Annotated in this window: 22 protein-coding genes and 1 riboswitch; of the genes, 11 read left to right on the forward strand and 11 right to left on the reverse strand. The window is 63.3% G+C overall.

Translation table 11 applies throughout. The features are described 5' to 3' along the window. Positions 1-27 precede the first annotated feature (27 nt). Positions 28-825 carry a winged helix-turn-helix domain-containing protein gene (locus ACWTV3_RS12280; protein ID WP_498478487.1) on the forward strand — a complete coding sequence of 266 codons (798 nt, stop codon included), beginning with the start codon at positions 28-30 and terminating at the stop codon, positions 823-825. Positions 826-885: 60 nt separating this feature from the next. Beyond that, the gene (locus ACWTV3_RS12285; RefSeq protein WP_498478488.1) at positions 886-1,512 is read left to right on the forward strand and encodes a pyridoxamine 5'-phosphate oxidase family protein; all 627 of its coding nucleotides are present in this window, start codon (positions 886-888) and stop codon (positions 1,510-1,512) included. A gap of 90 nt (positions 1,513-1,602) precedes the next feature. On the opposite strand, the gene ulaA is transcribed toward ACWTV3_RS12285, so the two are convergent. The 4 genes from ulaA to ACWTV3_RS12305 form a co-directional block, all read right to left on the reverse strand. Next, entirely contained in the window at positions 1,603-3,093 is a 1,491-nt protein-coding gene (gene ulaA, locus ACWTV3_RS12290; RefSeq protein ID WP_100389358.1) for a PTS ascorbate transporter subunit IIC, read from the reverse strand. 44 nt (positions 3,094-3,137) lie between these two features. Beyond that, on the reverse strand, positions 3,138-3,413 hold the full coding sequence (locus ACWTV3_RS12295) for a PTS sugar transporter subunit IIB (protein WP_197133125.1): 276 nt from the start codon (positions 3,411-3,413) through the stop codon (positions 3,138-3,140). A 27-nt stretch (positions 3,414-3,440) separates the two neighbouring features. Continuing rightward, positions 3,441-3,896: a PTS sugar transporter subunit IIA gene (locus tag ACWTV3_RS12300; RefSeq protein WP_498478489.1), complete on the reverse strand. Its 456-nt coding sequence runs from the start codon at positions 3,894-3,896 to the stop codon at positions 3,441-3,443. 106 nt (positions 3,897-4,002) lie between these two features. Beyond that, the gene (locus ACWTV3_RS12305) at positions 4,003-5,199 is read right to left on the reverse strand and encodes an ROK family protein (RefSeq protein ID WP_498478490.1); all 1,197 of its coding nucleotides are present in this window, start codon (positions 5,197-5,199) and stop codon (positions 4,003-4,005) included. Between the two features lie 109 nt (positions 5,200-5,308). Here ACWTV3_RS12305 and ACWTV3_RS12310 point away from each other — a divergent pair, with 109 nt between their 5' ends. The 3 genes from ACWTV3_RS12310 to ACWTV3_RS12320 all read left to right on the forward strand — a co-directional run bounded on the left by ACWTV3_RS12310 (position 5,309) and on the right by ACWTV3_RS12320 (position 9,173). Beyond that, on the forward strand, positions 5,309-7,339 hold the full coding sequence (locus ACWTV3_RS12310) for a transketolase family protein (RefSeq protein WP_498478491.1): 2,031 nt from the start codon (positions 5,309-5,311) through the stop codon (positions 7,337-7,339). Between the two features lie 115 nt (positions 7,340-7,454). After that, positions 7,455-7,519: riboswitch (guanidine-III (ykkC-III) riboswitch) on the forward strand. 9 nt (positions 7,520-7,528) lie between these two features. Next, positions 7,529-7,852: a DMT family transporter gene (locus ACWTV3_RS12315; protein ID WP_100389353.1), complete on the forward strand. Its 324-nt coding sequence runs from the start codon at positions 7,529-7,531 to the stop codon at positions 7,850-7,852. A gap of 481 nt (positions 7,853-8,333) precedes the next feature. Beyond that, on the forward strand, positions 8,334-9,173 hold the full coding sequence (locus tag ACWTV3_RS12320; RefSeq protein ID WP_498478492.1) for a hypothetical protein: 840 nt from the start codon (positions 8,334-8,336) through the stop codon (positions 9,171-9,173). A gap of 26 nt (positions 9,174-9,199) precedes the next feature. On the opposite strand, the gene ACWTV3_RS12325 is transcribed toward ACWTV3_RS12320, so the two are convergent. Continuing rightward, entirely contained in the window at positions 9,200-9,862 is a 663-nt protein-coding gene (locus tag ACWTV3_RS12325) for a hypothetical protein (protein ID WP_498478493.1), read from the reverse strand. Between the two features lie 402 nt (positions 9,863-10,264). On the opposite strand from ACWTV3_RS12325, the gene ACWTV3_RS12330 reads away from it, so the two are divergent. Next, positions 10,265-10,720, forward strand: a complete 456-nt coding sequence (locus ACWTV3_RS12330) for a MepB family protein (RefSeq protein WP_498478494.1) — start codon at positions 10,265-10,267, stop codon at positions 10,718-10,720. A gap of 59 nt (positions 10,721-10,779) precedes the next feature. Here ACWTV3_RS12330 and ACWTV3_RS12335 read toward each other — a convergent pair whose 3' ends face one another. Continuing rightward, positions 10,780-11,676: a mechanosensitive ion channel family protein gene (locus ACWTV3_RS12335; protein ID WP_498478495.1), complete on the reverse strand. Its 897-nt coding sequence runs from the start codon at positions 11,674-11,676 to the stop codon at positions 10,780-10,782. 100 nt (positions 11,677-11,776) lie between these two features. On the opposite strand from ACWTV3_RS12335, the gene ACWTV3_RS12340 reads away from it, so the two are divergent. From ACWTV3_RS12340 to ACWTV3_RS12350, 3 genes are all read left to right on the forward strand, one after another. Further along, entirely contained in the window at positions 11,777-13,246 is a 1,470-nt protein-coding gene (locus tag ACWTV3_RS12340) for a cryptochrome/photolyase family protein (RefSeq protein ID WP_498478496.1), read from the forward strand. A gap of 255 nt (positions 13,247-13,501) precedes the next feature. Further along, on the forward strand, positions 13,502-14,044 hold the full coding sequence (locus tag ACWTV3_RS12345) for a hypothetical protein (protein ID WP_498478497.1): 543 nt from the start codon (positions 13,502-13,504) through the stop codon (positions 14,042-14,044). Between the two features lie 101 nt (positions 14,045-14,145). Then, positions 14,146-14,835 carry a metal-dependent transcriptional regulator gene (locus tag ACWTV3_RS12350; protein ID WP_498478498.1) on the forward strand — a complete coding sequence of 230 codons (690 nt, stop codon included), beginning with the start codon at positions 14,146-14,148 and terminating at the stop codon, positions 14,833-14,835. Between the two features lie 47 nt (positions 14,836-14,882). Here ACWTV3_RS12350 and ACWTV3_RS12355 read toward each other — a convergent pair whose 3' ends face one another. The 4 genes from ACWTV3_RS12355 to ACWTV3_RS12370 form a co-directional block, all read right to left on the reverse strand. Beyond that, a complete protein-coding gene (locus tag ACWTV3_RS12355) occupies positions 14,883-15,755 on the reverse strand; it encodes a metal ABC transporter permease (protein ID WP_498478499.1) in 873 nt (290 codons plus the stop codon). Beyond that, positions 15,752-16,492 carry a metal ABC transporter ATP-binding protein gene (locus tag ACWTV3_RS12360; RefSeq protein WP_498478501.1) on the reverse strand — a complete coding sequence of 247 codons (741 nt, stop codon included), beginning with the start codon at positions 16,490-16,492 and terminating at the stop codon, positions 15,752-15,754. The genes ACWTV3_RS12355 and ACWTV3_RS12360 overlap by 4 nt, the downstream gene beginning before the upstream one ends. Continuing rightward, entirely contained in the window at positions 16,489-17,451 is a 963-nt protein-coding gene (locus ACWTV3_RS12365) for a metal ABC transporter substrate-binding protein (RefSeq protein WP_498478502.1), read from the reverse strand. Before ACWTV3_RS12365 ends, ACWTV3_RS12360 begins: the two co-directional genes overlap by 4 nt. A gap of 143 nt (positions 17,452-17,594) precedes the next feature. Beyond that, positions 17,595-17,915, reverse strand: a complete 321-nt coding sequence (locus ACWTV3_RS12370) for a hypothetical protein (protein WP_498478503.1) — start codon at positions 17,913-17,915, stop codon at positions 17,595-17,597. A gap of 279 nt (positions 17,916-18,194) precedes the next feature. On the opposite strand from ACWTV3_RS12370, the gene ACWTV3_RS12375 reads away from it, so the two are divergent. After that, on the forward strand, positions 18,195-19,562 hold the full coding sequence (locus tag ACWTV3_RS12375; RefSeq protein WP_498478504.1) for a flavin monoamine oxidase family protein: 1,368 nt from the start codon (positions 18,195-18,197) through the stop codon (positions 19,560-19,562). 64 nt (positions 19,563-19,626) lie between these two features. On the opposite strand, the gene ACWTV3_RS12380 is transcribed toward ACWTV3_RS12375, so the two are convergent. After that, positions 19,627-20,664 (reverse strand): LacI family DNA-binding transcriptional regulator, encoded by a 1,038-nt coding sequence (locus ACWTV3_RS12380; protein ID WP_498478505.1) that lies wholly within the window; start codon positions 20,662-20,664, stop codon positions 19,627-19,629. 134 nt (positions 20,665-20,798) lie between these two features. Between ACWTV3_RS12380 and ACWTV3_RS12385 the strand changes: the two genes are divergently transcribed. Next, entirely contained in the window at positions 20,799-22,433 is a 1,635-nt protein-coding gene (locus tag ACWTV3_RS12385; protein WP_498478506.1) for an ABC transporter substrate-binding protein, read from the forward strand. Positions 22,434-22,451 lie beyond the last annotated feature (18 nt).

Here is a 22,451-nt window from a genome sequence, read left to right on the forward strand (position 1 = left end):
CACCCTTATCCAAGGATTTCTGGACCCATGTCACTTGCAACAATCGAACGCACCACTCGCTCCTCTTTCGCCGCAGCGGCTCCCGCACGCCGGGCACCGCACGCCGCACCCCACACTGCTCGAGAGCTTTCGCTCGCCGTGCAGCCGGCTCGGGATACTCGTCCGGCCGCTCCGGTCGCGGCACCGGCTGCCCCTGCTGACGCGCCGCACTTGCGCGCGGTTCCGCAGGGAACCGAGGCTCGTGGCTTCGTGCTCTACGTCGGCATCGACGAACTCAAGGCCGCCGCCGCTGGCACCGATCTGAGCGCGATTGTGGAACAGCTCAAGCAGCTCACGCAGCAGCTCGTGCCGAACTCCGAAACCCACGCCGCCGTGGCGCTCGCCCCCGTCGGCGCTGGTGGGCGCGATGTTGACGTCGTGCGCCTTGCTCTGCAAGACCCTTCTGCTCTCGCCAAGCACCGCCAGGTCGAAGAGCCCGAAGAGAAGCCCGCGAGCGGCGTAGTCGTAGACCTCTCCCGCAAGCGCGTACTCATCGATGACTCCCCCGCAGCCCTCACCTACAAAGAGTTCGAGTTGCTGCAGTTCCTCATCCTGCGCGAATCGCAGACCATCGACCGCGCCCAGCTCATCGCAACGCTATGGTCAGCCGAAGATGACGAAGCTCCCAACGAGCGCACCATCGACGTTCACATTCGTCGCCTGCGCTCCAAGCTCGGAGCGTACGAAGATGTCGTTCGTACCGTTCGCGGCATCGGGTACCGCTACGACCGTCATCCGGATGTCTCGGTACGCTTCGCTTCGACGCCCAGCCCGGACTTCATCTAGGCGCTGCACCACACCTGTGTGGCGTAGGGCCTCGGCACGGGCTCGTGCCACACTGACGGGATGACAACGACTGATGCCACCCGGATGCCAGAGAAGATGTCGCGCGATCGCGCCGCCCTCGACGCTCTTCTCGACTCGGAGATCGTCGGGAACGTCGCTTATGTCCATGACGACGGCACCCCCGGCGTTCTGCCGACCGCCATTGCTCGCCTCGGCGATGAGCTGATCGTGCACGGTTCCAGTGGCTCACGATGGATGCGGCTCGTTTCTGGTGCGCCCGTCGCGATCTCGGTCACAGCAGTCGGCGGCGTTGTGGTCGCACGCTCCGCCTTCGAATCGTCGTTGGTCTACAGCAGCGCCGTGTTGTTTGGAACGTTCCGCGTGCTGGAGGGCGAGGAGAAGGCCGCCGCGGTCAATGCCATCACCGAGAAGCTGATCCCTGGTCGGCTCAGCGAGGTGCGCCCCAACACCAAGAAAGAACTCGCAGCAACCCTCGTGCTGGCGCTGCCGATCGCGCAATGGTCGTTGCGCACCTCCGACGACTGGCCCGATGACACCGACGCGGATATCGCGGGCGACGCGTGGGGCGGGCAGGTGAGGTTCGGAGCCCGCGCCGTGGAGGTTGTTGCCACACCCGACCTGCGCTCCGGCATCCGCGTGCCTGATTCTGTGCGGGCGTTCGAGTAAGCCGTTTCACTGGCTCGCCGACTAACAGAAAGGGCGCCATCCCCCGTGGGATGACGCCCGACCAAGGCACCCGATGCCTGGTTCTGTGAGCTAGACCTTTGCTGCGGCCTTCTCAGCATCAGCCTTCTCGGTCTCGCTGGCGAGCCATGCGTCCCTCTTCGCACCCGGCAGCCAGCCCTTGTTCACGACTCGAATCTGGAAGATGGATGCCGCCACGACGAGTACGACGGCGATAAGAATCGTGAGCACGACTCCCACTGCCGGTACTCCGCTGAGCAGGCTGACACCGATCAGGGTTCCGAACCAGCCGAAGTCTGCATCGCCGAACGTGCTGTTGGCGAAGCCGAGCTCGCCGAGAACGAGGAGCAGGATGGCGGGAAGGATCGTGATGAGAACGCCGTTGACGAATCCACCGACGACGGCACCCATGCGACCACCGGTTGCGTTGCCGTAGACACCGGCGCCACCACCCGTGAAGAAGTGGGGAACCATGCCGGGCAGGATGAGCGCGAGGCCGAAGACCGGCCCGAGCCACGTTGCCAGCAGTGCGAGCGAGATGAGTCCGCCGAGGAACGATGCGAGGAATCCGATCAACACAGCGTTGGCTGCGAAGGGGAAGACCAGCGGGATGTCGAGCGCCGGCTTGGCTCCGGGAACAACCTTTTCGGCGATGCCCTGGAAGGCGGGAACGAGTTCACCCAGGATGGTGCGCACACCATAGAGGATGATCGCGACACCGACACCGAACTGCAGAGCCTGAGCGAACGCAGCCATGATGTAAGCACCATTGTCAGCAGCGCCGAAGACGTCGAGCGCTTCCTGCTGCGGCAGAGCGATGAGGCCCCAGACGGCGAACACGAGGTAGATGAGCACCATCGAGATGGCGGTAGCAACCATGGAGTCGCGCAGGAACTTGAGGCCCTGCGGGAAGTTGATCTTCTCCGTGGAGTGGCTCTTCTGACCGGTGGCCTGACCAGCGGCACCAGCGGCGATGTAGCCGAGGGTTCCAAAGTGACCGATCGCGATCGTGTCGTCGCCCGTGATCTTCTTTGTCCACGGGTGAGCGAACGCCGGCATGACGACCATGATGACACCGAGCAGCAGTGCACCGATGAGAACGACGAGCCAGTTGAGGTCGGGGCCGAAGCCAACCGACAGCACGACGCTGAGCAGCAGCGCCATGAACACCATGTGGTGGCCGGTGAGGAACACGTACTTGAGCGGCGTGAACCGAGCGAGCGCGAGCATCACGATGAAGCCGAGGGTGAGCACGTAGGCGCTGGTGGCGCCGTACTCCACCGAGGCGAGCGCCGTGATGACCTCGTTGGTGGGGATAACGCCCTGCGCGCCCGTGACCAGGAGGATGAGGTTGCCGAGCGGGGTGAGCGATCCGACGACGACCCCGGCGCCAGCGCCGAGGATCAGAAAGCCGAGTGCCGCTTTAAGGCCGCCACCGATAACGGCTCCGGCTGGCCGCTTGAGGGCGATGAGCCCGACTGCGGTGATGATGCCGACAAGATATGCCGGCACGTTAAGGATCTGTTGTCCGATGAAATTCAGGACTACAACAAGCCACTCCATTGTGTTCTCCCTTGTATTAGTTAGTTAGTTGAGAAGGCGGTGCACTATTCGGGCAGCGCGGCCTTGAGCTTGGTGGTGATCTCTTCGAGATCAAAGAAGTTGTCGATGATGATGACCTCCGCGGAGACATCGCCGATCTCGGGGGCGAGCTCTTCGGACGTCAAGACGATTTGCGCGTCTCGCGCCATTCCGCGCGCGACCCCGATGTCGGCAGCTTCCACATCGGCGTCGACTCCGAGCGTGCGAAGAACTTTCTCCGCGTTCATCTTGAGGAGAACGGACGTACCAATTCCCATTCCACAGACCGCAACGATCTTCATGAGTGTGCCTTTCGCTCGCGCAGTGGGCTACTGCGAGTTCTCTCGAATGAGTGCCCGGAGTTCTTCTGGATCGGAGGCGCCAAGTAGGCGGTCGAGGTCGCCGCTGAGGACGCCGGCGAGATTCGACATGGTGGTGAGGTGCGAGTCGTGGTCGACAGCAGCGAGTCCGACGACGAGTCGAACAGGATCGTTAGCCGAGTGACCGAATTCGACAGGGCTCGCGAGGGCGACCCAGCTCAGCCCGGTGTTGAGCACAGCGGGTGACGGACGCGAGTGCGCGAGCGCGATCCCTGGGGCAATGACAATGTAGGGCCCCAGTTCTTCTACCGCTCGAATCATCTCGGCGGTGTACTCCTCGGTCGTGGAGCCAGTAGCCGTGAGGGCAGTACCAGCGAGCCGAACAGCATCGCGCCAGTCGGCGGCGTTCGCGCTCAGAACGATCGCGTCATCGCTGAGTTCGTCAGCTAAGGATCCGCTCACCATGTCCCACTTTCTCGCGTTGTCGCACGGGAAGTCGCCACTGACCGCTCCCGATGACTGCGAGCCTAGTCCCCCGAGCGGACTTATGTCTACTAGTGAACCGAAGTGGCTACTGGCGCCCGGACGCAGCGAGCGAAGCGCCGTGTTCCCGCGTCAAACGGCTGATTCTGTCTGCTTCAAAAAGAGCATCCTGAGCAATGAGCGAAGCGCCGATCACTCCCGCCTGATGCCCGAGCGCGGCAGGGATGACCACGAGGTCTCGTCGTGAAAATTCTGTCGATTCGCGAAGCAACCGCTCGCGAATCGGATCCAAGAAAACAGGGCCCGCTTGAGCAATGTTGCCGCCGACCACGACTACGGACGGGTTCAACAGCGCTACCGGGTCGAGCAGGGCACGACCGATGTGGTCCCCCGCCTGGGCTAGGAGCCGCGCAACACCCTCATGCCCCGACTCAGCCAAGGCGACGATGTCCGCACTCGTGCGCACTGAGGCATCGAGGGCGCGGAGATCGCGCTCGATTGCACTGCCGCTCGCGACGGTATCCAGACATCCGGTTCGCCCACACAAGCATTGCTCGCTGCCGCCCGCGGGCGAGTGGGCCACATCCCCCGCACCACCGCGGCCACCGTGATAGACGCGACCGTTGAGCACGAGGCTGCAGCCGATCCCCATGCCCACCTTGAGAACGATGGCATCGTCGTATTCGGGCCAGCCCAAGCGATGCTCGCTCACCGCGAGAATGTTGACGTCGCGATCGACGGCGAACACCGCGTGGTAGTCGGCGGGAAAGTAGTCCTTGACTACGACATCCGCCCACTGGGCATTGAGCTGCGGCGATGCAATGCGCCCGCTCGCGGGGTCGACAGGCCCAGGAACGCCGACGCCGATGCCGCGCACGTCGGCGCGAGACTTGCCGAGTTGCGCAAGCATGTGGTCGAAGACCTGACAGCTCCAGTCGAAGATATCGTCAGGGCCGTGACCGAGCCCAATGTCCGCTTCGTCTTCGAGCAGGATCGTGGAAACGAGGTCGGTGATGGCGAGCCGAGAGTGCGAACCACCGATATCCATCGCGAGCAACAGGCCCGCGTCTTTGTTGACGACGAACTCTTCGGGCGGTCGCCCGCCACGCGAGTCAGACTGGCCAGCGCTGACGATGATGGCGGCATTCAGCAGCTCATCGAGACGACGAGCGAGAGTAATGCGCGACCAGCCGAGCTGGGAGATGAGATCGGTGCGCGTTGTGGCCTGACCCGAGCGGATGAGGTCAAGCACGACACCAGAACCGGTAGAGATCACGTGCGCCATAGCTTTGTCCTCCGCATTGTGACCTGCCGTCAGGGAAGTCTACTTCGTGACTGAGCGGATCTTTCCGCACACATTGACTTTAGTACACAAGTAGACCAAAGTGTCAGGTATGTCAGACACAGGCCTCCCTTTCTCAGGAAACGTCACTCCCGCTGAAGCAGATTCGTTGCGCGCCGCCATCGCCATTCCGGCCCATGTGGTGCAGGCGAAAGGCCACGGCCACGGCGGAACAGCCATGGCGCTGGCCCCGCTCGCCCACGTGCTTTACCAGCGGATTTTGCGCCACAATCCGGGCAATCCTGACTGGCTGGGTCGCGACCGCCTCGTGCTCTCCGCCGGCCACGCGAGCCTGCTGCTGTACGTACAGCTGTTCCTGACGGGCTACGGGCTCGAGCTCGACGAATTGGCCAAGAGCCGCACCCTCGATAGCCGCACTCCCGGGCACCCGGAACTCGGGCACACCCCCGGCGTTGAAATGAGCACCGGCCCCCTCGGGCAGGGCGTCGCCTCGGCCGTGGGCATGGCTCTGGCCGCCCGCCGCGAGCGCGCACTGTTCGCCCCCGACAATGAGATTCTGAACCCCACCATCTGGGCCATCGCTGGTGATGGCTGCCTGCAAGAGGGCGTGAGCGGCGAAGCATCGAGCTTGGCCGGCACCCTCGGTCTCGACAACCTGGTCGTGATCTGGGACGACAACAACGTCACCATTGACTCCACCGGAGAGGCCGCCTTCAGCGAAGACGTTCGCGCTCGCTACGCCGCCTACGGCTGGCGCGTTCTGGAGATCACCGACGCCAGCAACCTCGACGAGATCGAAGAGGTACTCGCTGAGGCGCAGTCTCGCGATGGCCGCCCCACTTTCGTTGCCGTGCGCAGTGTGATTGGTGCCCCTTCGGCTGCGTTTTCGGGAAAGCCCGCCGCCCACTCTGGTGGCTTCGGCGATGACGAAGTTGCCGCCATCAAGGGGGCTCTGGGGTTCGCTCCGGATGCACCGCTCAACGATCTCGTGACCGACGACGCCCTCGGCTTCAGCCGCGGCGCTCTCGCCCGAGGCCAGGCCCTCGAAGAAGAGTGGAACGGCGCTGTCGCGTGCTGGAAGGCGGCGCACCCAGACGCGGCAAGCGCCTGGCACGCCTTCCGCAACCCGGATGCCGCCGCGGCCCTCAGCGCGCTCGACGCCATCGAGATTCCCGCCGCCGGCACCCCGTCGGCCACTCGCAAGCTCAACAGCGTCGCCATCAAAGCGCTGCAGAACGTCTCCTCCCTGTGGGGCGGTTCAGCCGACCTTGCCGGGTCTACCGGGGTGGAGGTGCCCGGCTCCGCCGTGACCGCGAGTAACCCCGGTGGCGGATTCATCCGCTTTGGGATTCGTGAGCACGCCATGGCGGCGATACTCAACGGCATCGCGATTCAGGGGCCATGGCGACCGTTTGCGTCGACCTACCTCGTGTTCAGCGATTACATGCGACCGAGCATCCGCCTCGCTGCTCTGATGAGGTTGCCTGTCGTTTATGTCTTCACGCACGACAGCGTTGCGGTGGGCGAAGATGGGCCCACGCATCAGCCAGTCGAGCAAGTCGCGTCGTTGCGCACTGTGCCCGGGCTGGATGTCGTGCGCCCCGCGGATGCCGCGGAAGTGGTGGCGGTGTGGAAGCGCCTGATCACGCAGCCCGCAGCCCCCGCCGCGCTCGTGTTCTCACGCCAGGACGTTCCCGTTCTTGCCGCTCGCGATGACTTGGATGCGAAGGTCGCCCACGGCGGTTATGTTGCGTGGCAGCACGGCGAAGGACTCGATCTCGCGCTCATTGCTACCGGCAGCGAGGTTGCTCTTGCCATTGAGGCTGCGGAGGCACTGGCCGCGGATGGTGTTGCTGCCCGCGTGATTTCGATGCCGAGCGTGGAGTGGTTTGCGGCGAGCGATGCCGCGTACCGCGAGTCGGTGCTGCCGGCGGCGGTCACCGCCCGTGTTGCCGTTGAGGCAGGACGCGGAGATGGCTGGTACCGCTGGGTCGGTCTCGGCGGCGAAGTGGTGAGCGTGGAAGAGTTCGGCGAATCCGGATCGGGCGCAGAGGTCATGGCCCGCCGCGGGATCACGCTCGATGCGGTGCTCGGCGCTGCGCGGCGCACGCTCGGGCGCTAGAAGTGGCGAGGGCGCTAGAGAGCGAGGGCGCTGAGGCAGGAGTGTGGGGACGAACCCCGCAGCTGAGCAACCACCCACAGCTCTGCCAAGCCGCGCCCGCTTTGCTACGCTGACTGTGTAGCCGCAATAGTCGGCTCCCGACGACGGATCAGTACCGGGTACGCGACAAGACTGGCCAAGGAGACTGTTGTGTACTGGCTTATTCTGATTCTTTCTGGCGTACTCGAAGCCGTGTGGGCCACCGCCCTCGGCAAGTCGGAGGGCTTCACCAAGCTCTGGCCGACCGTCGTCTTCGGCGTCGCGATTCTCGCAAGCATGGGCGGCCTCGGCTACGCCATGCGTGAGATCCCCATCGGCACCGCCTACGCCATCTGGGTAGGAATCGGCGCCGCACTGACCGTGGCCTACGCCATGATCTTCGGCGGCGAACCTGTCTCGTGGGTCAAGATTCTGCTGCTCATGGGGCTCGTCGGCTGCATCGTCGGGCTCAAGCTCGTCGACTCGGCGCACTAGGGGCTGCGAGCGGCGCGCGAGCCCTCACTCGCTTCGCCGCTTCGCGCATCCATTTGTTGTTCTGATTGCCAGTCTGCGATGTCAGGTGAAAGGCGTGGCACGGCTCACACCAGTAGAGCGCTTTCTCTCGGCGGCGTGGATCGCCTGAGGCAGCGATAGCGCGTAGAGCGAGAGAAGCCTGAACGATAGTGAGATAGCGCAGTTTTGCGCAGGAAGAGCGGGGCAAGGAGATACCTGTCGGTCGTCGCGAAAAGATTGCGACGCGCTTCGCCTAAATGACGACCGACGTCTGAAAACGCGACTTGAAAGTCCACTTCCAGGGCCCCGAAATAGCGGGGAATCTGCCGCGTTCATAGTGTCAGAAGCAAGGCAGCCAACGCAACCCAAAGACCTCTCCACCCCTTCTGGGGTAGCCGCCGGGGTGCGTCCGGCTGCAAGAATTGAGTGTTGCTCGCGCGGGGGTGCGAGTCGAGGGGAATTGATGAAGCAAGCTGGACCACGGGATTGGTCGCCGCCCGAAAACAACAACTATCGTCCGGCAGATAGCTACCGTTACTCGTCGAATCAATCGACGACCACTTTCACCCCGCGGAAGCTGGTGCGCAATGGGCCCGGACGGCTCTCGCTGCTCTTTGGCCTCATCGCTGCTGGGCTAGCCCTCTTCCCGATCGCTTCGGCGGGAGCAGGGAACGGATACATTGCATCCACGGTGGGGATCACGGCGATCGCCTACGGCTTCTACGCCCTCAAACTTCACCGATATCGGGAGGCTACCGCCCGACTAAGTCCGATCATTGGCATGCTTCTGGGCGCTTTTGGAACGCTCCTCATGGCCGCACTCGTGGCCAACTTCTACCTCAACGGTGCCGCCCTCAACTCCCCGATCACCTTCCAGGTCGCGCAGACAGAATTCACGTTTGATTCGGAAGGCTTAGCCCTGTCGACGCCCGCCGATAGCGCGACTACGGGAGCGACAGGCGAGACCACCGAGATCATCACGCCAGCGCCGGTCGCCGCGCCTGCGTCGTTCGCATCCGCTGACGAAGAACGGATGGCGCTCATTCAACATCTCGGCACCGTGGATTTTCTTTTGAACCAAATCGCGCCGCAGAACAGGCCCGCAAGCCTCAGCTTGGCGACTCCGGGCGGCGCCCTCTCGATACCGAATGGACAGACACTCACGATCCTGCCAGCCGGCACGGCAGTCAACTATGCGACATCCGCTGATCGAACGAGCTACATCCTCACACTTCAGGGCGCGCAGTTCGGCACCATAGTGCAGTTCGACAGCTCGCTCGGCTACGTGGTCGCACCGCAATGATAGGGGCACTGCGAGCGGGTTTCGGATTAACCATTTACTGAATTTGACGCGGCCATCAGCCCCGCACTCAACCCCAGCTGGACCACAAGCACGACAGCGGCCCACACCACAATGGGGCGAGTGCGAACTCCGTCGACGATCCAGACCAGCAAGCCGGTTAGCGCCACAAGAAGACCGACCAGCCACGCGGCCGCCGCAAGCACGATGACTCCAGCCCCCTGAGAGGGATCGTTTTCGCGAGCGCTTCCTACGATCAAAGCGACCGACCCCGATGCCACACACAGTGCGACGAACGCGAAGCCAGCGGTGACGAAGAGCACGGCGGCGATCGCACGACTACGGAGACGAGCTTGTTGGTATCGCTCAGGTTCCCCCAGCCGCTTGGCGAGCGTCGGGAGACCGACGAAAGCAATGAGAAGGTTCACCGCGGCGAGAGCAGTGGTGACGGCAAAAACGCTGGCGACCAGAGCCACGCTGACCTCGTCGAAAGCCGTGTTGATCGCGAACGAGAGAATCATCATGAGGCCGAAGGCCAGAGGCCCAAGCAGGGCCAAGAGAAAAGTCGCACTCGCACCGGCAAGAACGGGAGACAGGAAGATCGCAAAATAGGCCGCGGTTGCCAGGATTCCCACCCCGGCGATGTACTCCACCGCAACCGTCATCGAATCTCTGAGCGTGCGCCGGGTCATAGGTTGATCATTGCCGAACGCGAGGCGCATCGCCAGCACCCTAAGGTGATTCACCCCACGCGGCGTGACCATGCTCATCTGCGCAAAAAGCATCCGATTTCGGCCTGTTCTGCCCAGAAAAGCAGGGGGTAGACAGACTTTTCTGGAAATTTCCCAAAAATAACGGAACGGTAACTAGACAGCGTTATCTTTCCGTTATACATTCATAGAGCAGAAGTTGTTTGCTGTGGCAGCTACTGCGGAATGTGATTGCAGGACACTCTTGGTGCAAAGGGAGAGGGTCGGTTTCATGCCTCTGAAACCGACCCTCGAACTTATTTAACGGGTGCCCGAATCTCCAAGAGGGCACGACTCCAGTGGGCAGGATCTAGGCTGGCACGACCATCGAATCGAACGGACACCGTGACCGCCGCCCCACTGCATCCGGATGTCGCCCACGCCATCCACAGCCTCGGCGACGCACTGCCCCAGCACGGTCAACTCGTGGTCGAGCCCGACAACGCCGAATACGGCGCCGTCACCACGCTCCCCGCCGCAACCCGGTTTCGGGTCGCAAAACTCACCCCCACCAAACCTGGCTTCTTCGTCACTGGCTGGCGCCGCGATACCGACGGCACAACGCAACCGCTTCGCAGCGACGATGGCACGCAACGGCTCGTCGTTGTCGCCCGCGACGACAACGGGTTCGGTGCCTTCGTCTTTCCGCTCAGCGTGCTGATCGCCCGCGGCATTGTCTCGGTCGACGGCCACGGCGGCAAACGTGGGTTTCGCGTCTACCCGCCCTGGGGCGACACCCGCAATCGTCAAGCACAGAGCACCCAGCGCTGGCAGTGCGAGCACTTTCACCCGCTCAACTAACTCTGAGAACTCCGGATGCGCCGACCGTAACGAACCAGAGCCGCCCGCCGCCCCGCGATCTACTCCGCGTCGCTCTCGCGAGTGCGCGCCGACCCGTCTTCGATCTTGAGCTGCTGAATGGGGAACGGAATCTCGATGTTCGCATCGCCAAGCGCCTTCTTGATCGCCTCAAGCACCTGATCCTGAGCCTCGACGGCTTCGCGGCGGTGGGGCGGGTTGATCCAGAACCGCACCTCAAGGTTCACGCTGAAGTCACCGAGCGACGTCACCAGAACGGTCGGGGCAGGGTCATCGACGATGCCGGGCAGCGCAGAGACGGCGTCGATGATCGCGGCACGAGCATCCGCAATGCTGTCGTCATAGCCGATGCCGACGGCCACACTCAGTCGCCGGGTGTCGAAGGCCGTGTTGACGACGACGCGCTCGGTATAGAGCTGGCTATTCGGGATCACCACTACCCGATTGTCGTAGGTGCGCACCCGCGTAGCCCGCACCTGAATGTCGATAACTTCACCCTCGTGATCGCTCGACACGATTTGATCGCCGATGCGGAACGGACGTGTGAACAGAATCAGGATGCCGGACAGCAGATTCTGAAAAATGTCCCGAAACGCGAACCCAATCACCACACCGCTCACCCCGAGGGTGCCGAAGAGCGACGCCGGCGTGATCGTCGGAAAGATGATCGTCAGCGCCACCAGCAGCCCGAACGCGAGAATCGACCACGCGACCAACCGGCTCAGCACAACCTGTAAGCCGCGCGGCTGCCCTGCTCGACGCGCCGCCGACCGCACGAGCTTCGCCACCAGCCACGAAATTGCCCAGAAAGCCACAAAGGCCAGCACGCCGAGAATGACGTTGGGCAGCGCCAAAAAGAGGTCCGTGAAAATGCCCTGCACCCGGTCGAGCACATCGCCGAAGTCGGCCGTCTCGTAGTGAACACCGAAGAAAGTCATAGCCGGTCACCCCTCTCGCGCATCGCCACCATCGGCAACGCGACCTGTGAGGCGCGATTCTACGCCTGCTCTTTTCAGGCGCGAAACGTAGAGTGGCGGGGTGAGCGCAAACCAGAATCAGCCCTCCGTCGTGTGGTTGCGAAACGACCTGCGACTAGCCGACAACCCAGCCCTGACGGCGGCCGCGAGTGAAGGCCGACCACTCGTGGTTGTGTACATTCATGACGAAACCGGCGACGGCATCCGCCCGCTGGGTTCGGCGAGCAAGTGGTGGCTGCATCACAGCCTCACTGCTCTGGATGCCGCCCTGCAGAATCTAGGCGGCCAACTGACCCTGCGCCACGGCCCTGCCGCGCAGATGCTGCCGGCGCTCGTGGACGAGCTCGGCGCCGCCTCGGTGCACTGGAACCGCCGCTACACGGCAGCCCGCGATATTGACGCTGGCCTCAAAACGAGTCTGCGCGAGCAGGGGCTCACGGTCGAAAGCCATCAGGGCAATCTGTTGAACGAGCCGTGGCAGATTCGCAACGGGCAGGGCGAGCCGTACAAGGTTTTCACCCCGTATTGGCGTGCGGCACAGGAGCGCCCGGTGCGCGAGTTGTTGCCTACGCCCGAAGCGAGTGCGCTGAGTTGGCCTGCCGACTCCCCCGTGAGCGACGACCTCGCCGAGTGGTCGCTGCTGCCGACGCGTCCGGACTGGGCCGAGGGGCTGCGCGAGACGTGGACTCCCGGCGAGACCGGCGCGCTCGATCGCCTCGAAAGCTTCGTTGCCGACCGCCTTGCCGACTACCACCGCCGTGACGAACCCTCCGTGGATGCCACGAGTGGCCTCAGCCCGCACCTGCGGTTTGGCGAGATCAGCTCTGTGCAGATCTGGCACCGGCTGCGCGGCTCAGGCTCGGGCTCGGGCTCGGGCTCGGGCTCGGGCTCGGGCTCGGGCTCGGGTAGCATCCCCACTGCCGCCCGCAAGAACGTCGCCAAGTTTCTCAGCGAGATCGGCTGGCGCGAATTCTCGACCGCGCTTCTCTTCGATAACCCGCGCCTCGCGACCGACAGCTATCGCCCCGCCTACAACGCCTTCCCTTGGGGCTACACCGTCGACCAACTCGGCGCCGTGGACGAACCCGCGGGAGTCAGCGAAGTCGAGGCGTGGCGTCGTGGCCGCACCGGCATCCCCCTCGTCGACGCCGGGATGCGCGAACTGTGGCACACCGGCACGATGCACAACCGCGTGCGCATGGTCGTCGCAAGCTTTCTGATCAAGAACCTGCTCATCGACTGGCGAGCCGGCGAACAGTGGTTCTGGGACACCCTCGTTGACGCCGACGAGGCAAGCAACCCCGCCAACTGGCAGTGGGTTGCCGGATCCGGTGCGGATGCCGCCCCCTACTTCCGCGTGTTCAACCCGGTCTTGCAGCAGAAGAAGTTCGACCCCACGGGCGCCTACGTCTCGTACTGGATTCCCGAGCTCGGCACCGACGCGTATCCCGAACCCATCGTGGATCTCGCCGAAACCCGCCGCGAAGCCCTCGAGGCGTACACGGCCGTGAAGGCCGCCGCGGCAGAATAGGCCGCTGGATGCACCACTCGGCACTTCACCAGATTCCACTCAGTTGACTGCCAGCTTGCTCTCACAGCCCCGGAATCATGCGGATCTGGGGGCGAGAGTTGCCCGCATCCGCATGCCAGATTGCTCGAATTTCGCGTTTTTTGAAATGACCCCCAAACCGGTCACAGCCTCGCTCCGGAGTACTCATTGCGGCTCGGGAAAGCCTCGAGACGCAGGGCCTCTACGGAGGCTGACGACGTAAGAAGGAGTTCAGTCATGAACGCATTCACGAAGAAGACCACGATCGGCGCAACCGCTACCGCAGTAGCCCTCATCGCAGTTGGAGCAGCAGCTCCCGCCATGGCAGCAACCGGTGACAGCTACACCTCGACGAAGTCCTACTCCTACTCCTCCCCCAAGCAGACCGACATCCCCGTCGTCGTAGCACCCGAGGTTGGCGACGTTGACCTCCTGGGTGGCGACCTTCTCGGTGGCGGCATCCTCAACGGTGACCTCCTCAACGGCAACGCTGTTGCGTCCGGCAACGAGGTCAACGCTCCCGTAGCTTCGGGCAACGACACCGCCGTCGGCAACGTGAGCGACTCCGCGAACGTTTCTGACGTAGCCAACGACGCTAACGTCTCCGACGTCGTGGACAACGCCACTCAGGTGACTGACGTGGTCGACAACGCGACTGACGTCGTCACCGACGTGACCGACATCGTTGACGTTGACGACATCCTCAACGACGTTGTCGACGTAGACGACCTGATCGGTGACATCACCGGTGACCTCGGCTTGAACGGTATCTTCAACTAACTTTCTTCACCCGCTTGCCCCCGCCTGATGTTCTCCGGGCGGGGGCAAGCTTCTTTAACTACGTCTGGCCGTACTTCAATCTTCGGCTCTAGACTGGGCGCATGTCGGTTACAGAGCTCTCGGTCAGCACCCAGAACTACCTGAAGACCGTGTGGAGTCTTTCTGAATGGTCAGATGCCCCCGTCACCGCCACCGTGATCGCTGAACGCACCGGCTACACGCTCTCGAGTGTGTCGGATGCCGTGCGTCGCCTCACCGATCAAGGCTTCCTCGATCATGCCCGCTACGGTTCCATTGCCCTCACCGCGGTGGGCAGCGCTCACGCCGTGGCCATGGTTCGCCGCCACCGCCTCATCGAATCGTTTCTCGTGAGCGTGCTCGGCTACAGCTGGGACCAAGTGCACGACGAAGCCGAGAACCTTGAGCACGCCGTCTCCGACTTCATGGTCGAACGCATCGACGAGTTTCTCGAACACCCCACCCGCGACCCGCACGGCGACCCCATCCCCAGCGCCGACGGCGTGATCACGATTCCGGATGCTGTGCAGCTGAGCCGCGTGGCCCCCGGCAGCACCGTGGTCGTGGAACGTATCTCTGACGACGACCCCGAGCTGCTCAAGTTCTTCGAAGAGCGCGGCATTGTGTTCGAAGCGACCCTCAGCGTGAACGCCGGGGCACCGTATTCGGATGCGCTCGAGGTTGTGGTGGCGGGCGAATCCGCTGTGCCGATCAGCCTTGGCCGGAGCGCGACCGACGCACTCTACGTATCGGGTGGCACCCTCACCGAATAGCGTGAGGCGCACCGCGCGGGTTCTGCCCGCAGGCGGTGTTTTTGCCTTTATTGCGCGGCGAGCATCCGCTGCCGCTTCATGGCACCGAGTCGCTTGCCGATCACGCCCTGCGTGGGGCTGAACAGGTAAACGAGCGCGAAGATGCAGCCTTCGACGAGCACGATCATGCCGCCGGATGCCGTGTCGAGGTAGTAGCTGAAGTACAGCCCGGTGATTGCCGCGAGCGCCGACATCGCCGGAGCGATCACGAGCATGTGCGAGAAGCGATCGGTGAGTAGGTAGGCGGTGGCGCCGGGGATGATGAGCAGTGCCACGACGAGAACCACGCCGACGGCCTGAAGCGCGACGACCGCGGTGAGGGCAAGAAGCCCGAGGAGGGCCGCGCCGAGCACCTTGGGGTTGAAGCCGATCGCGTGGGCGTGGGTGGCGTCGAAGGCGTAGAGCGTGAAGTCGCGGCGCTTCACGAGAAGGATCGTGAGCGTGATCGCACCGAGGATGAGCACTTGGGCGAGGTCGGCCCACGAGACTCCGAGAAGGTTGCCGAAGATGATGTGGTTCAGGTCGGTCTGCGACGGGGTTACCGAGATGAGCACGATGCCGAGGGCGAACAGGGTGGTGAAGACGATACCGATCGCGGCATCCTCTTTGATGCGGCTCGTGTTTCGCACGATGCCGATGAGGGCGACGGCAAGGAAGCCGAAGATGACCGCGCCCACAGCAAACGGGGCACCGACAACGTAGGCGAGCACGACGCCGGGCAGTACGGCATGCGAAACAGCGTCACCCATGAGCGACCAGCCCACGAGCACGAGCCAACACGAGAGCACCGCGCACACAATCGCGGCGGTCACGCTCGTGGCAAGGGCCCGCACCATGAAGTCGTAGCTGAAGGGTTCGAGGAGAAAGTCGATGGGGTTCACGCGGCATCCCCCGCCGTGACGTCGAGGCCAAAGGCCCGTGCAAGGTTTTCGGGTTTCAGCACTTCGGCGGGAGTGGATTGCAGCAGCACGGTGCGCATTAGCAAGATCGCTTCGTCGGCGAGCTTCGGTAGGGCATTGAGGTCGTGGGTGGAGACGAGCACGGTGGCTCCCTCGGCAGCGAGCTCGCGCAGGAGTGTCGTGATTGTTCCCTCGGAGCGTTTGTCAACGCCGGCGAATGGCTCATCAAGCAACAGGATCGTCGCGCCCTGGGCAATGCCGCGCGCTACGAATGCCCGCTTCTTTTGACCGCCCGAGAGCTGGCCAATTTGGCGGTCGGCGAGATCGGTCAGTTCAACGCGGGCAAGCGCCTCGGCAACGGCAGCTTTGTCTGCAGCCTTGGGGCGGCGGGAGATGCCCATGTGCCCATAGCGGCCCATCATCACCACATCGCGCACCGAGATCGGGAACGCCCAGTCGACGTCTTCGCTCTGCGGAACGTAGCCGACCGCTCCGGCCTTGCGCGCGAGTGCAGGCTGCTGACCGGCCAACGCGACCGTTCCGCGGTCGGGGCGCAGCATCCCGGTTATGGTCTTGAAGAGCGTGGACTTGCCCGAGCCATTCATGCCGATGAGGCCGTAGATACGGCCGGGCGCGAGACTGAGGCTCACGTTGTCGAGCGCGAGCACGTCGCCGTAGTGAACGGTGACATTGCGCACGTCGATGGCGGGCACGATCATTGGGACGCCCCGGTCAGACCGGCGATGATGGTCTCGGCGTCGTGGCGCAGCAGCTCGAGGTACGTGGGCACTGGGCCACCTTCCTCCGACAGGGAGTCAACGTAGAGGGTTCCGCCGAAGCTTGTGTCGGTTGCTTCGACAACCTGCTGCATGGCGCTATCGGAGACGGTGGATTCGCAGAAGACGGCGGGCACATCGTTATCTCTCACGAATTCGATCACCGACGCAATCTGGAGCGGGGTCGACTGCTGCTCAGCATTGACCGCCCAGAGGTAATGCTCGCTCAGCCCAGCGTCGCGTGCCATGTAGGAGAACGCTCCTTCGCACGAGACGAGAGCGCGCTGTGAGGCCGGCAACTCGGCGAGCTCGGCCGTGAGCTCATCGTTCACGAGCTGCAGTTCGGCTTTGTAAGCCTCAGCATTGGCGGCGTAGTCGGCGGCATTATCGGGGTCGAGTTCGGCGAACGCGGCCTCCATATTGTCGACGTAAATCTGTGCGTTGAGGGGGCTCATCCACGCGTGCGGGTTGGGTAAACCAGCGTAGGCATCCTCGGTGATATCGATCGGCTCCACCCCGTCAGAAACCACAACGTGGGGAACGTCGAGACCGTCGACGAACTGCTCGAACCACACCTCAAGATTGAGCCCGTTATCGAGAATCAGGTCAGCTTCGGCCGCTTTGGCGATGTCGCCGGGCGTCGGTTCGTAGCCGTGAATCTCAGCACCTACCTTGGTGATGGATTCCACCCGTAGGTTGTCGCCGGCTACGTTCTCGGCGATATCGGCGAGCACCGTAAAGGTCGTGAGCACGACGGGGCGGTCGTCGTTTGGGTCGGTCGTGGCGCCAGCACCCAACACCGCAGTGCAGCCAGCGAGACCGAGAAGAAGGGCGGATGCCGCAGCAGCAATCGTCGTCGCGCGTGCTGAATTCTGACGGTGTGATCGGGTTCGCGGAGCCATGTTCTGATCCTATAGTTAGGCAAGCCTCTTTAAGAAACTACGTCTAGACGTAGTTTGTAGAAAGTTTGCCGAACAGCAAAAGTCGCGGTTCTTTCGTGGCCCCAGAATTGGCGCACTGTCACTCTCAACACTCGACGCCGCGATCAGGGAATCTCGGCGTCAAACGAAGCACGCAGCGCTGGCCAACGGGCAACCAATGCGAGTGCACGCACAATCCTCCACTGCATGAGCTCGCCATCAGGGTTGCCGCGAAGCTTCTCGGTGAGCGCGTGAAGCGCCGCCAGCCGATCCGTCGTTGTCGCCGCCGAATAGAAACACAGGAAGGCAACGGCGTCTTGTGGTGAGCGGCCGAAGCGTGTGATGACATCAGCGCATTCGGCGCTCCGCTTGTGACACCGTTCGAACTCCGGGATGCGAAGGAGAGTATTGAAGTCGAACTGCGGTGCTGAATATAGTTGAGCCAACCGAGAAGGGACCAACGATGCTCAGACGGTTTCTCAATGTGATGGGTCGGGTCGCTAAACGCCTGGCATTCGTGTTTACCCAGTTAGGCGGAGCGGCCAACGGTGGCCGAAGCGCGGATCCCAGCGCTCGCACACTCTACGAAGACCGCGACGACTACCGTCCGTAATAGGTCCCCCTTGCGGACGGTCGCGGTTGCAAACCGCCCACGTGGGGTACACCCGAAATAAACGTCAGGGCGAGCAGAGACCAGCACCGCGTTACATTGCTACTGTGACCTCATGACCGACTTCGCTAGCGCGCCCACCGTCGACCCCGCCGCAGCACTCTTCGACACGATCGTGGTCGGCGCCGGAGTCTCCGGCCTCACAGCGGCACGCTTTCTGACCCAGTCCGGCCAACGAGTGCTCGTGCTCGAAGCCCGCGACCGCACCGGTGGCCGCACCCACACCGAACGTTCCGGCGACCTTGCCACCGACCGCGGAGCATCCTGGATTCACGGCGTCGACGACAACCCACTCACCGACATCGTCAACGCCTTCGGCATGCGCACGGTCGAGTTCACGGTCGGCAGCTACCAGCCCACCGGCCGCCCCATCGCGTATTACAGCCCCACCGGCGAGCGTCTCAGCGACGACGCTGTCGCCCAGTTCGCGGATGACGTACGCACCTTCGACGCCCATCTTGCGACGGCGGTGCAGGCTTCCACTCTCGGCTCGTCGTATGAGCAGGCGGCCGACGCCGCGCTTTCCACCCTCGGCTGGAACCCCGACCGGGCGGAGCGCGTGCGCGAGTTCGTGCTGCACCGCTCCGAGGAGCAGTATGGCGTGCACGCCGGGTTGCTCGATGCGCACGGCCTCGACGATGACACGGTCGAGGGCGACGAGGTTGTTTTCCCTCACGGCTATGACGAGCTGGCAACGAATCTCGCGGCAGGACTCGACGTGCGTCTCGAGCATGTGGTTACCGGCATCCGCTGGTCGCAGACTGGCGCCACGGTTGCCACCGCGCAGGGCGATTTCGCTGCGGATCGCGTTGTCGTAACGGTGCCGATTGGGGTGCTCAAGAGCGGCGATCTCGCGTTCGAGCCAGCGTTGCCCGAGTGGCTCACCCACGCCATCGATGGCTTTGAGATGAACAATTTCGAGAAGGTGTTTCTGCGCTTTCCCACTCGCTTCTGGGATGAGAGCGTCTATGCGATTCGCCAGCAGGGTGAGGCCGGAAAGTGGTGGCACTCTTGGTACGACCTCACTGACCTGCACGGTGTTCCCACGCTGCTCACGTTCGCGGCCGGCCCCAGCGCGATCGAAGCGCGCGACTGGAGCGATGAACAGATCAGCTCGTCCGTTCTCGATGCGCTGCGCGGGCTCTACGGCGAGAGCGTCGAGCAACCCGACGACGTGCTCGTGACGCGTTGGCAAGACGACCCCTACTCGTACGGGTCGTACGCGTACCTGACTCCGGGATCCACGCCCGACGACCACGACCTGATGGCCACACCGGTGGAGAACGTGCTGCACTTTGCGGGAGAAGCAACGTGGACGGATGACCCCGCCACCGTCACCGCGGCGCTGCGCTCCGGTCACCGCGCCGCCGAGAACATTCTCGGCGCTGAGCTCTCGTTCGACGGATTAGTCGCGCCGCTCTGAGCGCGCCGCGATCGAGCACTAACGCCTCGAAGCGAACAAGGTCACGACGACGAGCCCCGCTGCACTAACCCCGCTGCGTCGACGCCCGCTCGCGAATCTCATACTCGATCTCGGGCGGCGACGGCTGGTCGTCTTCGGCGGCTTCGAGCAACGCTACGAGGTACGCGACGGCAGCCTTGGCCGTGACTTCGGGCGCGAGATCGACAGACGTAATCGGCGGGGCGCTGTTGCGGGTCTGCTCCGAGTCAGAGCCGGCGACGATCATCACGTCCTCCGGGATGCGATACCCCGCGGCTTGCAGCCCGGCCTGAATACCAGCCGCATGCCGCCCGGTGAGGCAGTAAATCGCGTCCGGTAGTGGCGCATCCGAAGCCAGCAGCTGCTCAGCAATCTCACGCCCGCCCGCTTCACCCAGTCGCTCGTCTTGGTTGTAGACGATGGGCGCCTGCTTACGGATAGCCGCCCACTCGCGATACGAACTCTCGCTGTCGGCGTTCCACGAGTTGGGGTCTGTTCCCGTGACGAGCGCGACACGTTTCGCCCCGCGCTCGCTCAGGTACGCAATGACGCTGTCGACGTTGTGCAGTGTGCCGCCACCGAGCCAGGCCGTGAAGTCTGGCCGCTCAACATCGCGCCCCACCGCAACGAGAGGGATCGCGTTTCGGGTCAGCAAATCAATCACCGGGTCGCCCGCGAGCGGGTCCGAAATGATGAAGCCGTCGGCCGCAAGCGCGATGCCCGGAGCATTACCGGCAGTGGGGTCGCGCATCAGCACAAGCCCGTAGCCGCAGTCCAGCGCTTCGACCGCGGCAGCCCCGGCGAAGCGCAGAAAGTAGTCCACACCTTCGGGTTGATACGAGCCGAGAGTGTCGAGCGGGCGGATGACGAGGCCGAGCAATCCGAGCCGGTTGCTGCGCAGCCCGCGAGCGATGGCATCCGCGCTATAGCCGAGCTCGGCGGCGACCTCGATGACCCGCTGGCGCGTGGCTTTGGCGACCACGCCTTTGCCGTTGAGGGAGTGTGACACCGTGGTGATGGAGACCCCGGCGTGCCGCGCTACATCGTGGATGGTTGATCGTCGTCGCCCTCGCGCAGTACTCACTCTGGCAGGGTAGCGCGCATTTCCGGAATGTAAAACGTTTTGGCAATATCTCCCCCAAAACGTTTTGGTCAACTAGGTTTTCACACACATCAAGCGTCTTAGCGTTCAGGTTCTATCTACCTAGGAGCAATTCAATGAAGAAACAAGCAATCGCGATCGGCAGCATTCTTGCCATCGCACTGACCGGCTGTGCCGCTGGCAGCAGCAGCGACACCTCATCCAGCATCGACACCGACGACCTTCTCACCACTACTCCTGCAGCGACGGGCGAGCTCGACCTGGTGACCTGGAACCTCCCGTTCGGAGAGCCAGCGTCGATCGACCCGATCAAGTCGTTCAACTATCCCGAGAACACCGTCGTCGCGAACCTGTGTGAAGGTCTCATGCAGTTGCAGCCCGACTTCTCGATTGAGCCCGGGCTCGCCGAAAAGGTCGAGACCCCCGACGACCTCACTTACATCTACACAATCCGCCAGGGCGTTGAGTTCTGGGACGGCGCCGAAATGACCGCCGACGACGTCGTGTTCAGCCTCGGTCGCCACGCGGATCCCAACGAAGGCAGCTACTGGGCCGGCGGCCTGATCAGCAACATCGCTTCGATCGAGAAGACGGATGACTGGGAAGTCACCGTCACCCTCACCGAACCTGACGCCACTTTCAACTCCTACATGGTCACTCCCGCGGGAACCATCGTGCAGCAAGCGCACCGCGAAGCTGCCGGCGATAGCTACGGAAACCCCACCGGGCAGGTCATGTGCACCGGCCCCTACTCGGTAGGCGAATGGGATCAGGGTCAGTCGATCTCGCTCATCAAGAACGAGAACTACTGGAACACCGCCAAGCAGGCCAAGACCACTCAGGTCGACATCAACTTCATCGTTGACTCCGCCTCGATCGCTACCGCGCTCGACACCGGCGCCATCGACGGTTCGTACGATGTGCCGCTCGGAGCACTGCCGACACTGGAGAACTCCGAAGCCGGAACGCTCTACCTTGGCAATTCGCTTCAGCTCGTTGCCATCATCGGCACCGGAAACGGCGCCTTTGCTGACCCCGCTGTTCGCCAGGCTCTCATGATGGCCACCGACCGGGATGCCATCGCCGCGACGGTCTTCGAGGGCACGGCTACCGCCTCTCAATCACTCGTCCCCAACAATGGCTGGGCTTACGGCGACAGCGAGTTCACGGCAGGTCGCGATGACCTCGCCGAAACCACGATCGACATCGAAGGAGCCAAGAAGGTTCTCGAGAGCGCCACGGTTGACATCACTCAGCCAATCTCGATCGTCTACCCCTCGGAGCGCACCTACTACGCCGACATCATTTCGGAAATCGCCAATGGTGCCCGCGAAATCGGGCTCACGGTTGAACCCGAAGGTGTTCCCAGCGCGCAGTTCGGCGCGTTCTTCTCCGACCCCGCCGCACGTGAAGGTCACGATGCTTTCGTCACGTACAACTACATGGATGTGCCTGACCCGCTCTCGTTCCTCCGTGCCATTGTCGGCAGCGACGGTTCGCAGAACTACAGCGAATACAGCAACCCCGAGATCGACTCGCTCCTGAGCGAAGCCGCAGCAGCCACCGACGAGAGCGAGCGCGCACTGCTCGTCAACGAGGTTCAGGAAGCTGCCATGGAAGACCTTCCGTGGATCCCGATTGTTGACCCCGCCGTTCGACTCTTCATGAAGGACGGCATCACGGGCGCTCCGGCATCCTTCGTCTACCTGTACTACCCCTGGGCTGCCGACCTCGGCGCTTCGGGCGAATAGTTCATCCCCGAGGGCTGC

It is taken from the genome of Salinibacterium sp. AL4.1 (assembly GCF_059767305.1).

Bases quoted from the DNA above. Each gene is read 5' to 3' on its own strand.
- ACWTV3_RS12280 (WP_498478487.1), top strand. From the start codon at position 28: ATGTCACTTGCAACAATCGAACGCACCACTCGCTCCTCTTTCGCCGCA.
- ACWTV3_RS12285 (WP_498478488.1), top strand. From the start codon at position 886: ATGACAACGACTGATGCCACCCGGATGCCAGAGAAGATGTCGCGCGAT.
- ulaA (WP_100389358.1), bottom strand. From the start codon at position 3,093: ATGGAGTGGCTTGTTGTAGTCCTGAATTTCATCGGACAACAGATCCTT.
- ACWTV3_RS12295 (WP_197133125.1), bottom strand. From the start codon at position 3,413: ATGAAGATCGTTGCGGTCTGTGGAATGGGAATTGGTACGTCCGTTCTC.
- ACWTV3_RS12300 (WP_498478489.1), bottom strand. From the start codon at position 3,896: ATGGTGAGCGGATCCTTAGCTGACGAACTCAGCGATGACGCGATCGTT.
- ACWTV3_RS12305 (WP_498478490.1), bottom strand. From the start codon at position 5,199: ATGGCGCACGTGATCTCTACCGGTTCTGGTGTCGTGCTTGACCTCATC.
- ACWTV3_RS12310 (WP_498478491.1), top strand. From the start codon at position 5,309: ATGTCAGACACAGGCCTCCCTTTCTCAGGAAACGTCACTCCCGCTGAA.
- ACWTV3_RS12320 (WP_498478492.1), top strand. From the start codon at position 8,334: ATGAAGCAAGCTGGACCACGGGATTGGTCGCCGCCCGAAAACAACAAC.
- ACWTV3_RS12325 (WP_498478493.1), bottom strand. From the start codon at position 9,862: ATGACCCGGCGCACGCTCAGAGATTCGATGACGGTTGCGGTGGAGTAC.
- ACWTV3_RS12335 (WP_498478495.1), bottom strand. From the start codon at position 11,676: ATGACTTTCTTCGGTGTTCACTACGAGACGGCCGACTTCGGCGATGTG.
- ACWTV3_RS12345 (WP_498478497.1), top strand. From the start codon at position 13,502: ATGAACGCATTCACGAAGAAGACCACGATCGGCGCAACCGCTACCGCA.
- ACWTV3_RS12350 (WP_498478498.1), top strand. From the start codon at position 14,146: ATGTCGGTTACAGAGCTCTCGGTCAGCACCCAGAACTACCTGAAGACC.
- ACWTV3_RS12360 (WP_498478501.1), bottom strand. From the start codon at position 16,492: ATGATCGTGCCCGCCATCGACGTGCGCAATGTCACCGTTCACTACGGC.
- ACWTV3_RS12365 (WP_498478502.1), bottom strand. From the start codon at position 17,451: ATGGCTCCGCGAACCCGATCACACCGTCAGAATTCAGCACGCGCGACG.
- ACWTV3_RS12375 (WP_498478504.1), top strand. From the start codon at position 18,195: ATGACCGACTTCGCTAGCGCGCCCACCGTCGACCCCGCCGCAGCACTC.
- ACWTV3_RS12385 (WP_498478506.1), top strand. From the start codon at position 20,799: ATGAAGAAACAAGCAATCGCGATCGGCAGCATTCTTGCCATCGCACTG.